The 13,081-nt window shown below is 60.7% G+C and carries 11 protein-coding genes; 8 read left to right on the forward strand and 3 right to left on the reverse strand.

The features are described from left to right. Positions 1-46: 46 nt before the first annotated feature. From J5289_RS03795 to J5289_RS03830, 8 genes are read left to right on the forward strand one after another with little or no spacing between them, the layout of a single operon-like run. On the forward strand, positions 47-1,063 hold the full coding sequence (locus J5289_RS03795) for a glycosyltransferase family 2 protein (protein ID WP_209182565.1): 1,017 nt from the start codon (positions 47-49) through the stop codon (positions 1,061-1,063). After that, complete coding sequence (locus J5289_RS03800; RefSeq protein WP_209182566.1) at positions 1,060-2,259, forward strand: glycosyltransferase; 1,200 nt, start codon at positions 1,060-1,062, stop codon at positions 2,257-2,259. The genes J5289_RS03795 and J5289_RS03800 overlap by 4 nt, the downstream gene beginning before the upstream one ends. A 60-nt stretch (positions 2,260-2,319) precedes the next feature. Continuing rightward, positions 2,320-3,396, forward strand: coding sequence for an acyltransferase (locus J5289_RS03805; RefSeq protein ID WP_111216253.1), 1,077 nt, complete (start codon positions 2,320-2,322; stop codon positions 3,394-3,396). Between the two features lie 54 nt (positions 3,397-3,450). Further along, positions 3,451-4,374, forward strand: coding sequence for a DUF6492 family protein (locus J5289_RS03810; RefSeq protein WP_209187306.1), 924 nt, complete (start codon positions 3,451-3,453; stop codon positions 4,372-4,374). A gap of 15 nt (positions 4,375-4,389) precedes the next feature. Beyond that, on the forward strand, positions 4,390-5,043 hold the full coding sequence (locus J5289_RS03815) for a hypothetical protein (RefSeq protein WP_209182568.1): 654 nt from the start codon (positions 4,390-4,392) through the stop codon (positions 5,041-5,043). Positions 5,044-5,100: 57 nt separating this feature from the next. Beyond that, positions 5,101-6,975 carry an acyltransferase family protein gene (locus J5289_RS03820; protein ID WP_209182569.1) on the forward strand — a complete coding sequence of 625 codons (1,875 nt, stop codon included), beginning with the start codon at positions 5,101-5,103 and terminating at the stop codon, positions 6,973-6,975. A gap of 26 nt (positions 6,976-7,001) precedes the next feature. Beyond that, positions 7,002-7,949 (forward strand): glycoside hydrolase family 16 protein, encoded by a 948-nt coding sequence (locus J5289_RS03825; protein ID WP_209206779.1) that lies wholly within the window; start codon positions 7,002-7,004, stop codon positions 7,947-7,949. Beyond that, positions 7,946-9,277: an O-antigen ligase gene (locus J5289_RS03830; protein ID WP_209182571.1), complete on the forward strand. Its 1,332-nt coding sequence runs from the start codon at positions 7,946-7,948 to the stop codon at positions 9,275-9,277. Before J5289_RS03825 ends, J5289_RS03830 begins: the two co-directional genes overlap by 4 nt. A gap of 20 nt (positions 9,278-9,297) precedes the next feature. On the opposite strand, the gene J5289_RS03835 is transcribed toward J5289_RS03830, so the two are convergent. From J5289_RS03835 to J5289_RS03845, 3 genes are all read right to left on the reverse strand, one after another. Continuing rightward, positions 9,298-10,269, reverse strand: coding sequence for an ABC transporter permease (locus J5289_RS03835; protein ID WP_142823777.1), 972 nt, complete (start codon positions 10,267-10,269; stop codon positions 9,298-9,300). Between the two features lie 26 nt (positions 10,270-10,295). Then, on the reverse strand, positions 10,296-11,849 hold the full coding sequence (locus J5289_RS03840) for a sugar ABC transporter ATP-binding protein (RefSeq protein ID WP_142823778.1): 1,554 nt from the start codon (positions 11,847-11,849) through the stop codon (positions 10,296-10,298). A 120-nt stretch (positions 11,850-11,969) separates the two neighbouring features. After that, positions 11,970-12,950 carry an ABC transporter substrate-binding protein gene (locus J5289_RS03845; RefSeq protein ID WP_209182572.1) on the reverse strand — a complete coding sequence of 327 codons (981 nt, stop codon included), beginning with the start codon at positions 12,948-12,950 and terminating at the stop codon, positions 11,970-11,972. Between the last annotated feature and the right edge of the window lie 131 nt (positions 12,951-13,081).

The raw sequence follows: 13,081 nt of genomic DNA on the forward strand, positions 1-13,081 counted from the left end.
AGCCCTCGGAACACCACCTGAGAAACCAAGCGGGATGGGAATTTAGATGGTTCGAAGTGTTTTGGTTGCTATTCCGACGCTGAACGAAGCTGCTCATATAGAGGCTGTCCTGGATCAGCTTTACGTCGATCTTCCCGACTGCAATATACAATTTGTAATTGCAGATGGCGGAAGCACCGATGGCACCGTGGATGTCGTTCGGCGCCTCGAAAAGCAGCGTGATCACCTTTCGCTCGTTCACAATCCGCAGCGTCTCCAGAGTGCCGGTGTAAACCTCGTCGTGCGCCAGTTTGGGCAGGATAAGGACGTGTTGGTTCGTTGCGATGCACATGCGTCTTACCCGAGGGGCTTTCTCCGCTCACTGGTCAATAGCCTGCACGGGGTCGAAGCAGACTCCGTCGTCGTGCCGATGGATTCGGTCGGAAACGGCTGCCTGCAGCGCGCTGTCGCCTGGGTTTCGGACTCACCGATAGGCTCCGGCGGATCTGCGCACCGGGGCGGTCGCCAGAGCCGTTTCGTCGATCACGGCCATCATGCCGCTATGCTGATGGAAAGTTTTCGCCGCGCAGGCGGATATGAAGAGACGTTCACCCACAACGAGGACGCGGAATTCGATTGCAGGCTGCGCGCGCTCGGCGGCAAGATCTATCTCGATACCGATATCCGCATCGAGTACCAGCCGCGCGCAACATTCGCCAAACTTGCCAGGCAGTATTTCAATTACGGCAAGGGTCGCTCCCGCACTGTTCGCCGTCACCCGACATCGTTCAAGATCCGCCAGTTCGCCGTTCCGGCTTTCATGAGTGCCTGTGCTGCGGCAATCGTTCTGAGCCCGCTGTTTCCCCTGCTGCTGATGGTGCCGGCCTTCTATGTCTTCGTACTGGCGGTGACCTCGGTTGCCATCGCCTTCAACAAGCGATCTGCCTGCGGCCTGCTGGCCGGGCCTGCCGCTTTTACAATGCATGCCTCATGGGCGCTTGGCTTCATCACCGGGATCCTGACGCTGCGGGAAGCCCAGTGGCAGCCGGACAAATCCTATAGTGGCCTGGGAGAAGCTGTTTGAATTCCGTAACGGAAAAAACGCCCATGCGGGCCTTGCTGATCGACCCCTCGCTGTTCACTCCGGCCTACGACGCCGGATTGACGCGTGGGCTGCGCGCCGTCGGTGTGGCGCCCTATTGGGCAGCGCGGCCGTTGCGCAAGGGGGAGCAATCCGAGATCACGGTCGCCGATATCGGCATCACCTTCTATCGCGGCGTCGAAGCTATCCCCGCGAAATGGAACAAGCTGCGCGGTCTGGCCAAAGGCCTGTCGCACATCGTCGATCTGGTTCGCTTGGTAGCCCATGTCCACCGTCGCCGCCCGGCGGTCATGCACGTGCAATGGGCCGTCCTGCCTTTGTTCGATGCCTTGGCGATGCGCCTTGTGCGCCGTGTTTGCCCGGTCATCATGACCGTCCACGACACGGTACCATTCAATGGCGAGAAGATCTCCTTTCTGCAGAACTCTGGCTTCGACATGCCGATTGCTGCTGCAGACCACGTCATCGTCCACACTCGCGGCGCTCGCCAGAACCTGATTGCGCGCGGCATCGCCGAAAGCAAGGTCTCCATCGTCCCGCATGGTCCGCTGACGCTCAATGTCGAGCCTGCCCCTCTCGCGCCCGGTGCGATCCGCGATCCGCGCTGGACGTTCGTCATGTTCGGCCAGATCAAGCCGTACAAGGGACTTGATGTGTTGATCGAGGCGCTCGGCCAAGTGCCGCAGGCACTCCGCCAGCGTGCCCGCGTCGTCATTGCCGGTGCAGCCCACATGGACATGGCGCCGATCAAGGAGCGCATTGCAGCCCTCGGTCTGGAGGATGTCGTCGAATTGCGCCTTGGCCGGCTGGACGAAACCCAGATGGCATCGCTTTTCGAGGAAGCCGACAGCTTCCTCTTTCCCTACCGGCAGATCGACGCCAGCGGCGTCTACTTCCTCTTGAAACCGACCGGCAAATGGATGATTGCATCCGACGTCGGTATCTTTGCCGAAGACATGCAGGAGGCCAACGGCGCGCTGGTGCCACCGGCGGATGCCAATGCGCTGGCAGCAGCCCTTGCCGATGCCATCGAGCGTCGTCCGGAGATCAGGATCACCGCCGGCGGCGATTGGACCAGCATCGGCGAGCGCACCTTGGAAATTTATCACGAGGCGATGCGCCAGCGCGGCGCCGTCGTGGCTGGCCTGCCGTCGCCGGCCCGTTCCTCCGTTCTCTAGTCCCAGAAGGGTTCTTCCCACTTGCAGCAGCCCCAGAAGAAGCAAATCCAGGAAATTCAGGTGCTTCGCCTCGTGGCGTCGATGATGGTGCTGATCAGCCATCTCCAGCACGAAGTGATGGATCAGTCATTTGTCGATACGGCAAACTTCAAGCCATTCGATCCGGTCTTCTGGGCCGGGGGTGTCGACCTGTTCTTCATCATCAGCGGCTTCATCATGTACCACCTGTCGCGCAACAGCTTTGGAAAGCCGGGCGCGCCGCTTCAGTTCATCCTGCGCCGCATCGTCCGCGTCGCGCCGCCCTACTGGTTCTTCACCATCGCCATGCTATGCGCCATGGTGGTGTTTGCAAGCTCGATCCGCTACGGCAGCCCGTCACTCGAGCAGATCGTCGGCTCTTTCCTATTCATTCCGCTGCCTGATCCATATGGCCATTTCTATCCGGTCCTCATCCTGGGCTGGACGCTGAATTTCGAGATGTTGTTCTACGTCGTCTTCGCGATCGGCCTTTTCTTCAGCAAGGGCTGGGGCATGACCTGGGTCATCGCGGCGCTCCTGGTACTCGGCGGCTTGCCGTATTTTCACGTTGTCCAGACGCCACCGTTTGCCTTCTGGGCCAATCCTATCGTCTTCGAGTTCTTGTTCGGCATCGCGCTGGCGCATCTGCGCGACCGCGGCGTCCGCCTCGGCGCGTTGGCCGGCTGGTCGCTGTTCGTCGCCGGCATGCTGCTGATGGTGGTCTTCAAGTCGACAGGCCTGACGGAACTCGGCGGTCTCTGGCGGCCGCTCTGGATGGGGCTTCCCGCCTTCGTCGCCTGCGCCGGACCTGCCTTGCTCGATGAAAAGCTCGACAACGCCCTGAAGCCGTTGATGCGCGTTCTGGTGTTTGGTGGCAATGCGTCCTTCGCGCTCTATCTGTCGCATCCATTCTCGATCAACCTGGTGGCGCTTGTCGCCCCGCGCATCGGCATCCACAGCCCCTGGCTTTACATCTTCGTCGCCGGTGGCTTTGCCATGTTCGTGGCAGCCTTCGTCTACCTGTTGCTCGAACGGCCAATGACCGGCTGGCTGCACCGGCGCTTCTGGGGGCCGAAGGTTCCCAAGAGTTTCGACGTTCCGGCGGTGGGTCCAAGATGACGTGCGCTCGCTATCTTCATACGGCCACGACCCACACGCTATCGGGAGCCATCCATGACTAACGCCAAGGTCGCCATCATCACGCCGTCCTATCGCAACGATTTCGAGAACGCCGTCGACCTCTGCCGCAGCATCGATACTTTCTGCCAGTTCGACTTCGAGCATCTGGTCATCGTGCCCCAAAGCGACATGAAGCTGTTCGCCTCGCTGCAAGGGCCGCGTCGCCGGGTCATGGCGCGCGAAAGCATCCTGCGGCCACACGGGTTTATTAGGCTTCCCGTGCCGACTATCATCAAGCTGCCGTTCGGCAAGACGCTGCGCCTCCGCGAGCAGTATTATCTGCCCGGCGTCGGGCGGATCAGCGGTTGGCTGGTGCAGCAGATCGTCAAGCTCTGCGCGGGCGATCTTACCAAGGCCGACATCTTCATCTTTGCCGACAGCGATGTCTTCCTGGTCCGCCCATTCTCGCTCGAAGCGCTGCAAAGCGGTGGCCAGCTCATCCTGCAGCAGCATGTCAGGGGTCGCGATCTCGATACGCACCGGCTCTGGAGAAAGACGGCGCACGAGCTTCTCGGCGTCGGCAAGCCCCGGGAGACCGAGCATTTCAACTATATCGGCCAGCTGATCCCTTGGGATCGCGCTACCCTCGATGGGCTCATTAGACGCATCCAGTCGGTGAAGGGCCCGGACTGGCAGCGCGCCATAGCCAAGGCCAAGACCGTCTCGGAATACATTCTCTACGGCGAATACGTCGTCGAGATCGCCGCCGTCGCCGAACCGCGCCCGATCAAGGACATGAAGCTCGCAAACTCCGTCTGGTCGCCGGATGCCGTGATCGACGTCGAGGCGATCATTGCGGCCATGGAGCCGGAAAATATCGCCGTCCACATCCAGTCGACGAACCCGCTGCCCATCGCGGAAAGACGTGCAGCCATCGCGACAATCAGCGGCCGGGTCCTGGATCCGCAAGTTGCCTAGTTTCAAGGAAACAGCATGAACCGATCCCGCAAGATTCTCGCCATGCTCATCTCGCGCTTGCCTCACAAGGCTTTGCGCGCGGGAGCATACCGTATGCTGATGGGTTACAGCCTGGGCCGGGGGGCAAGCATCGGCTTCGGCGTGATCATCGCTGTCGACCGCTTTTCTTGCGGACCCGATGTCATCATTCGCCGCGGCACAAGCTTCATGGGCCCCATTTCGGTGACGCTTGGCGAAGGCACGTTTATCGGCCGGTGGAACCGCTTCGAATGCGGTGACGCCGCTGCCGATCCGCGCCAGGCGCATATGGGCTATGCCCGCAGCTTCGAGACCGGGCGCGATTGCCTGATCAACGAAAGCCACCTGTTCGATATTCTCGGCAGCATCTCCATCGGCGACGGCACCTGGGTCGCAGGCTTTGCCTCGCAATTCCTGACGCACGGCGCGGGCACGATGAACCGTGACATCGTCATCGGCGAAAAGAGCTTCCTCGGCACCGCCGTACGCTTCGCCCCAGGCAGCGGTGTGGCCGACCGGGTGATCGTCGGCATGGGTGCGGTGGTCACGAAAAGACTTCCGGAGAGCGACGTCATTGTCGGCGGCTTGCCGGCCAAGGTGCTGCGCGTACGCAGCGAAGCCGATGTCTATTCATTCGAGCGGACGTGGTGAAGGTAAGCGCGCGATCGTGAGATCGGGCCCTGGGCAACGTCAAGGAACGAGTGCGGAATGAGCAATGTGAAATATCGCGGCGATATCGATGGCCTGCGTGCCGTCGCTGTCTTGTCGGTGATCCTCTACCATTTTCAGTCAGGGATTTTTCGCGGCGGCTTCGTCGGGGTCGATGTATTCTTCGTCATCTCCGGCTATCTGATCACCAGCATCATCAGCCGCGAGATGCTGGCCGGCCAGTTCTCCTTCATCAAATTCTATGAGCGGCGCGTGCGGCGCATCTTTCCAGCACTTGCCTTCATGCTGGTGGCGTCGGCCATCGCCGCCTTCGTGCTGCTTTACCCGTCGGAACTGATCGACTACTCGAAAAGCATCATTTCGACGCTGACCTTCACCTCCAACTTCTACTTCTACGGTTTTCGCGGCTATTTCCTCAGCGATGTCGAGACCAAGCCGCTGCTGCACACCTGGTCGCTGGCGGTCGAAGAACAATATTACATTTTCTTTCCGCTGCTGCTGCTCGGCCTCTATCGCTTTTTGCCGCGCTTCGTCACTGCAGCTATCGCCGTCCTGGCCGTCCTTTCCTTCGGCCTCGCGCTCTGGCTGATGCACACGCAGCAGCCAGCGGCATTCTATTTCTCTCCGCCGCGATTTTGGGAGATGCTGGCCGGCTCGCTGCTGGCGCTGGCAAAGATCCCCGTCTTTCCGCAGCGCATCCTGCGCGAGGGTGCCGGCGCGGCGGGTCTGTTTCTAATCCTTGCCGCCGGTCTCCTCTACAAGCCGACGACGGCCTTTCCGGGCATGACCGCTCTTGCTCCGGTGCTCGGGGCGACGCTGGTCATCTATTCCGGCTCCGGTCCCGCAACCCTTGTCAGCCGGCTCCTGTCGCTCCGGCCCATCGTCTTCATCGGCCTGCTCTCCTATTCGCTCTATCTCTGGCACTGGCCGGTTGCCGTCTTCTATCATCTGTTTGTCGAGCGGCCGCTCGAGCCGAAGGACATCGTCATCGTCGCGCCGATTACGGCGGTTCTTTCCTATGTGTCCTGGCGTTTCGTCGAGCAGCCTGCCCGTGATCGTGTTGCCGTGCCGCCAAGGCGGCTGTGGATCGCGAATTTCGCGATCTCGGCGCTCGGTATCGTCTTCGGCCTCTGGTGCATCGTGGCGTCCGGCCTGCCGCTGCGCTTTTCGCCCGAGGTCGCCCGGCTGGCGACCTACCTGCAATACGATGATCGTGCTGCCTACCGCCGTGGTACCTGTTTCCTCGATGGCGAATTGCAGACGCCGGCCGATTACGACACGCAGTCCTGCCTTCGCTTTTCGGACACAAAGCCGAATTACGTTCTGATCGGTGACAGCCACGGTGCCCACTGGTGGAGCGGTCTCAGCAAGACGATGACCGACGTCAATCTGATGCAGGCGACGTCGTCGGGCTGCAAGCCGCTGATCTCGGGCAACGGGCTTAAAAATTGTCGCGCCTTTATGGAAGGTATCTATGACACGCTCGGCAAACAGCATCCTCAGGCCGTGATCATCTCGGCACGCTGGGTGGCAACCGACCTGCCGGACCTGCTTGCGACCATAGATCGGCTCAAGTCTTTCGGCAGCCGGGTCTACGTTCTCGGGCCGATCCCGGAATACAAGATCGGACTGGCGCGCCTTCTGGCCACGCAGGCGCTCTGGGGATCGGCAGACCTTGCCCAGGAGAGGCGGGTGCCCGCCATGAAGACTATCGACGAACAGTTCGCCGCCGCTCTGAAGACAACAGGTGCGACCTACGTTTCGATTTATGACCTGCTCTGCCCGCCCGGCACAGCCACATGTCAGACGACCACCGACTCCGGCGTGCCGATGCAGTGGGACTATGGCCATCTGACTGCGTCGGGATCCGTTGTCCTTGCCCGCCGTGTTGCACCGGAATTGATGCCTCACTGAAGTCGAAAATCACCGAGGATTACCCCATGAGCCACAGCCCTCTGAAAGCTTTCGCCACCGGTTTGCTCTTCGTCTCTTTTGGCGCCCAGGCATGGGCCGCGGAGGAGACGATAACCTTGCCCCTTTTCTCCAAGCCGGCGACCGCGACATGCCAGCCGGCGACCGCCACCGGCGACGTGCCGGACGTTCACCTCACCCGCACGTTCTTCGACAATTTCGACAAGCTGGACCTTTCCGACAAGAAATGGACGCCGCACTACGATGGCGACTACAGCTGGATGACAAAGCGCACGTTGCAGGGCAACAAGGAGCAGGAAATCTACGTCGATCCGGGCTACAAGGGGCAGGGACAGACGCCGGTCGGTATCAATCCTTTCAAGATCAAGGACGGCGTGCTCTCGATCATAGGCGACCGTACCCCCGATCAGTTCAAGCAGGCGCTCTACAATTACCAGTTCACGTCGGGTGTGCTGACGACCCGCCAGTCGTTCTCCCAGACCTACGGCTATTTCGAGATGCGCGCCAAGATCCCGGCTGGTAAGGGGCTCTGGCCGGCCTTCTGGCTGCTGCCGACCGACAAGAACAAATGGCCGCCTGAGCTGGATATTCTCGAGGTTGTCGGCCAGCAGTCCGACAAGATGGTGATGACCGCCCACTGGAAGGCCGGCGGTACCGGCGCCTATCAGCATTCCGGCTGCCGTGTGCCTTTTGCGCAGGCGACCACGGGTTTCCATACCTTCGGTGTGCTCTGGCAGCCGGATCGCCTCACCTGGTATATCGATCGCAAGCCCGTGCAGGTCCTGACAACACCACCCGGCTATGACATACCGATGTACATGATCGTCAACCTGGCAATCGGCGGCAAGATGGTCGGCGTGGCAGATGCAGAAACGCCGCTGCCTGCCGCCTTCCAGATCGACAAGATTGCTGCCTACCAGATCGACGGGTTGCCACACCCGGGAGCGAATAAATGACGCAGGCCTACATGGCTGAGGACGTCTACACACCGGTCTCGATGAAAGAGCGCGACTTGCCCGTGCTGGTAAGGCTCGGGCTGGTCGTGCTGCTCGTTCTCTGCCTGATCCAGTTCTCCGGTGCCTGGTACTGGGGCGGGGTGGATCTGACGCAGGAAGACCTGGAGGGCGTTCAGCCCTTCGGCGTGCCCTTCCGCTATGGCGTATGGTTGTCGATCAGCATCGCCATCTTCTATTATTTCACTTCCCATTCCTACAAAGCCGTCGGCACGGCACTGATGCCGTTCCTGCCTTTTGTCGGTATGGGCTTCATATCCGGCGTGCATGGCTACTCGTTCATCAACTCGTTTCGCATCGAGATCTTCTGGCTGTTGATGGCGCTCAGCGGCACCATTATCGGCCTGCTTTTGCCTGCCAACCTCATGGCCCGGGTGATGTCACGCTATCTGACCGTGATCCTCATCCTGTCGATCGTGCTGGTCATCGCTATCCCGAAAGCCGGCACGGAGGTCTACGGCGGCGCCAGCGTCTGGAAGGGAGCGTTCCAGCAGAAGAACTATCTCGGCGCCCTTGCCATGTGGGCGGCCGTCTTCGCCTTTTTCTTCTCGAAGGCCGTCGGCCGCTGGAAAAGCCTGCTGTTGTTTCTGGTTGCCGCCATATGCCTGGTCGGCTCGGACTCGAAGGGGTCGCTTGCCGTCGCCTTTGCCGCCATCGGCTACTATGTGCTGCTGATGTCCATGTCGAGGTCGCGGCTGTCGCCCTTTATCGGATCGGCGGCACTGATCGGCACGGTCCTGCTCCTGGCGGTGGGCGTCTATTTCCTTTGGGTCCCGATTACCGGCGCATTCGGTCGCGATGCCACGCTGACGGGAAGAACGGATATCTGGATGGCCTATCTCGCCCGCGTGGTGGACCACTGGTTCCTGGGGCAAGGTCCGGGGGCCTTTACCTCCGTGTCTCCGGTGACGGAAGACCTGTTCTACCAACTGGCCGCGCTTGGCTCCATTCGCCAGCCGCATAACATTTTCATCGCGGTAGTTGGCGACGGCGGCGTGGTCGGGCTGTTTCTATTCGTGTCCGCGCTCTTTTACGTGGCTTTCGTCCTGCCGTTCCAGAAGAGGACGTTCGAAGCGCGGCTCTGCGCAATCGGCGCCTTCCTCATCATCGTCGGCGGTATGGTGGAGGGCCGGGTCGGATACAATGCCAGCCTCGACAGCTTCTTCCTCTCGTTGCTGCTTGCCGCCAGGGTCCGGGCAGAGCGTGCAGTGTTGCGGCGCCAGCGGCAATCCCAGGTCGCGACCGACGAGGATGCCCTGCTGGCGCCCTAAGTCTCAGGACGGCCCGGGAATTAACCCCGACGCCGGCGCAGCTGGTCGAAATAGACGATCAGGATGATCAGGAAACCGGTGATGACGCGCTGCCAGAAGGAATTCAGGTTGAGCAGGTTGGCACCGTTGTTGATGGTGGCAAGGATGAAGGCGCCGATAAGCGGACCGTAGGCTGTACCCACGGCTCCAAACAGGCTGGTGCCGCCGATAACGCTCGAGGCAATGGCCTGCAGTTCCCAACCGTCGGCCTGGGTGGCATTGCCGATAGCGATACGCGAGGCAAGCAGAATGCCCACGAAGGCCGCAAAAGTGCCTGAGAGGATGTAGGCAAGGTAGATCATGCCCCTGACATTGACGCCTGAAAGGCGTGCCGCCTCCGGATTGGAGCCGACGGCAAAGAGATAGCGGCCCCAGCGGCTGAGATGCAGGAAGACAAAGGCCGGCACGGCCATGATGATGACCATCCAGAACAGGCTGGGCACGCCCAGGAAATCGGCGCGGGCAAAGTTGCTGAAGGCTTCGTTGGTGATGTTGATCGAAGAGCCGTTGGTGATGAGCAGGCCGATGCCGCGCAACGAAGTGAGCGTCGCCAGCGTGATAATGAACGGCGGCAAGCCCATGCGGACGATCCCGAAGCCGTGGAAGGCGCCGATCGCCGTGCCGAACAGCAGCGTGATGATGATCGACACCCAGACCGGAAAACCAGCCTGCAACAGCCAGGCGATGATGACGCCGGCGAAGCCGACGATGGCGCCGACCGAGAGATCGATGCCGGAGGTGATGATCACGAATGTCTGGCCGAGTGCCAGGATGGCGGTCATCGAGCCCTGACGCAGCAGGTTGCTGATATTCAGCGACGTCCAGAAGCTGTCAGTCGCAAAGGCCAGTACCAGCCAGAGGAAAAATAGCAATCCGATCAGCGTCAGGCTGAAGAGCATATTCATCCGCTTGCGGGGGACGGGCGCTACGGTTTCTGTAGGAGTGACTGTCATCGAATTCTTCCCTTAATCTTTATGTCTCACGCGCCGATGGCTTCGCCGAGGACTTCCTCGTGCGATGCGGCATGGAAATCATGGCTTGCCACCAGTTGGCCGCTACGGAAGACGTGCAGCCTGTCTGCGAGCTCGTAGACTTCCGGCAGGTATGAGGAAATCAGGATGATGCCCGCTCCCTGTTTCAGAAGCGTCGCGAACAGCCGGTAGATTTCCGCTTTGGTGCCGACATCGACGCCGACGGTCGGTTCGTCGAAGATGAAGAGCTTGGCACCGTGGCTCAGCCATTTGCCGATCACCACCTTTTGCTGGTTGCCGCCCGACATGCTGGCGGCGGGCACGCGCCGGGTAGGCGTCTTGATGCTGAGGTCGCGGATCTGCTTGTCGGCATTGGCAGCCTCCTTGCTGCGGTTGATGACAGGCCCCATGCTCAGGCGCTGGAACACCGGCAGGTTGATGTTGAGGCCAATCGGCAGATTGAGGCACAGGCCCTGGTCGCGCCGGCTCTCTGGGGCAAGCGCAATGCCGAGCGCCATGGCGCTCCGCTCGTTCTTGATGTCGACCTTGCTGCCCTTCCAGTGGATTTCACCGGCAGTTGTCTTCTCGCGGCCATAGAGGCCGAGTACGAATTCACTGCGGCCAGCGCCGATCAGCCCGTAGAGGCCGACGATCTGGCCCTCCTTGACTGTCAGCGAAACATCCTTGAAGCCCGGCCCGGACAGGCCACGAACGTCTAGGATCGTCTCGCCGATCGGGATCTCTTCCTTGTGGTAGATCTGCTCGATGGAGCGGTTGATCATCATGGTGATCAGCTCTTCGTCGTTCGTCTCGCCGATCAGGCGCGTGCCGACGTGGGTCCCGTCGCGCAGTACCGATACGCGGTCGGCCAGCTCGAACACCTCTTCCATGCGATGGCTGATATAGACGATGGTGACGCCCTCGGCCTGCAAGCGGCGGATGAGCTTGAAAAGCTGGGCCGATTCCTGCCGCGTCAGATAGGCGGTAGGTTCGTCGAAGATCAGGAATTGCGTGCCACGCATCGCCGCGCGCGCCGTGGCAACGAGCTGTTGCTGGCCGATCGTCAGTGAATTCAGCGGCGCTGCGGCGGGCAGTCCGAAGCCGAGGTCGTTCAGCACCGTCTGCGCCATTGTCTCCATCTGCTTCTTGCGCATCACGCCGAAGCGACTGACCTCGTCGCCGAGAAACAGGTTGGCTGCAACGGAAAGATGCTGGCACAACACGACTTCCTGATGGACGGCATTGATGCCACGCTCTATCGCCTCGTTCGGCGTCGCCAGCGCGACTGGATGTCCGCACCACACGATTTCGCCCGACGTCCTGCCGATGACGCCGGTCAGAAGCTTGATGAGCGTCGATTTGCCGGCGCCGTTTTCACCGACGATGGCGTGGATTTCGCCGGCGAGGAATGTCAGCGTCGCAGGCTTCAGGGCCTGGACCGAGCCGTAATTCTTTTGAAGCGCCTTCAGTTCGAGAATGGGTGATCCCGGCGGAACACGGTTTGCTTCCTTGAGGGCGGCGTTGTCATCGTGGCGATGACTGACCTCTTCCAATCCGGCCATGGGCCTATCCTCTCCACTGCATCAAACGCCTTTCAAAAGCGCTTTCGCATTTCTTCAAAGTCGGTTTGTCTTTGGGTGGAAAGGCCGCGCGGGTGTCCGCACGGCCTCCGGCGATGGCTGTTACTTCAGCTTCGGGTTCAGGAGCGCATCGATCTTCGGATCGCTCATGTTTGCCTTGGTGACGAGGTTGGCACCTGTGTCGACCGTAGCGGGGACCTTTTCACCCTTGGAGACGGCGAGTGCGGTCTTGATGCCGTCATAGCCCATCCGGTAGGGGTCCTGAACGACGAGGCCTGCAATGGCGCCGTCCTTGAGGAAGCCGATCGTCTTGTCGTCGCTGTCGAAGCCGATGACCTTGACCTTGTCGCCGAGCTTGTTTTCAGCGATTGCCTGGCCGACGCCCTGCGCCATGATCAGGTTGGAGGCGAAGACGCCAACGATCTTCGGGTTAGACGTGATCAGGTCGGTCATGATGTTGAGACCGGTGGTCGCCTGACCGTCGGCATACTTGTCAGCAACAACCTTGAGGCCCGGATACTTGGTCTTGATTTCATCCAGGAAGCCCGCGCGGCGCTGCTCGAGAGAGCCAGCACCAGGTGTGTTGGTGATGATGACGACGTCGCCTTCTTCCTTGCCGGTCATGCCTTTGATGGCAGCGGCAAGACCGTCGGCAGCAATGCGGCCGCCCTGGGTGTTGTCTGTCGTCAGGAACGACTTGAACGCCTTGGAGTCGGCACCGGAATCGATACCGATGATCGGAACCGACTTGGCGGCTTCATCGACGGGCTTGCCGAGTGCCTTGGATTCAGTGGGCGAGATCACGATTGCAGCCGGTTTGCCGGCAACGGCATTTTCCAGGATGCTGATCTGGCCGTTGACGTCTGTCTCAGCCTGGGCGCCGAGTTCCGGCACCTTGACGCCGAGGTCCTTGCCGGCCTTGCGGGCGCCGGCGAGCACGATCTGCCAGTAGAAAGACGTGGTGTCCTTGACGATGATCGGGATCGTCACTTCGGCGGCGAAGGACGTGACAGGTATCGCTGTGGCAAGGACGGCAGCGCCGGCCAGGGCGGCAAATGCACGGCGGGAAAGAATGGATTTCATGATGTGAGTTCTCCTCTCAGGTGCGTTCTCCTCCAGATAAATCGTGCCGCTGAACGCATGCGGACGACCTTTGTCGATAGTCTCTTGATTGTTCGGCGCGAAAGGGAGCCCGCGTCTGGCGTATCAGCCAA

Origin of the sequence: Rhizobium sp. B230/85, from assembly GCF_019355735.1 — a bacterium.
GTDB classification, from domain to species: domain Bacteria; phylum Pseudomonadota; class Alphaproteobacteria; order Rhizobiales; family Rhizobiaceae; genus Rhizobium; species Rhizobium rhododendri.

Excerpts from the sequence above, each read along its gene's own strand:
- J5289_RS03820 (WP_209182569.1), top strand. The coding sequence starts at position 5,101 with ATGAGCAATGTGAAATATCGCGGCGATATCGATGGCCTGCGTGCCGTC.
- J5289_RS03840 (WP_142823778.1), bottom strand. The coding sequence starts at position 11,849 with ATGGCCGGATTGGAAGAGGTCAGTCATCGCCACGATGACAACGCCGCC.
- J5289_RS03830 (WP_209182571.1), top strand. The coding sequence starts at position 7,946 with ATGACGCAGGCCTACATGGCTGAGGACGTCTACACACCGGTCTCGATG.
- J5289_RS03815 (WP_209182568.1), top strand. The coding sequence starts at position 4,390 with ATGAACCGATCCCGCAAGATTCTCGCCATGCTCATCTCGCGCTTGCCT.
- J5289_RS03835 (WP_142823777.1), bottom strand. The coding sequence starts at position 10,269 with ATGACAGTCACTCCTACAGAAACCGTAGCGCCCGTCCCCCGCAAGCGG.
- J5289_RS03810 (WP_209187306.1), top strand. The coding sequence starts at position 3,451 with ATGACTAACGCCAAGGTCGCCATCATCACGCCGTCCTATCGCAACGAT.
- J5289_RS03845 (WP_209182572.1), bottom strand. The coding sequence starts at position 12,950 with ATGAAATCCATTCTTTCCCGCCGTGCATTTGCCGCCCTGGCCGGCGCT.
- J5289_RS03825 (WP_209206779.1), top strand. The coding sequence starts at position 7,002 with ATGAGCCACAGCCCTCTGAAAGCTTTCGCCACCGGTTTGCTCTTCGTC.
- J5289_RS03795 (WP_209182565.1), top strand. The coding sequence starts at position 47 with ATGGTTCGAAGTGTTTTGGTTGCTATTCCGACGCTGAACGAAGCTGCT.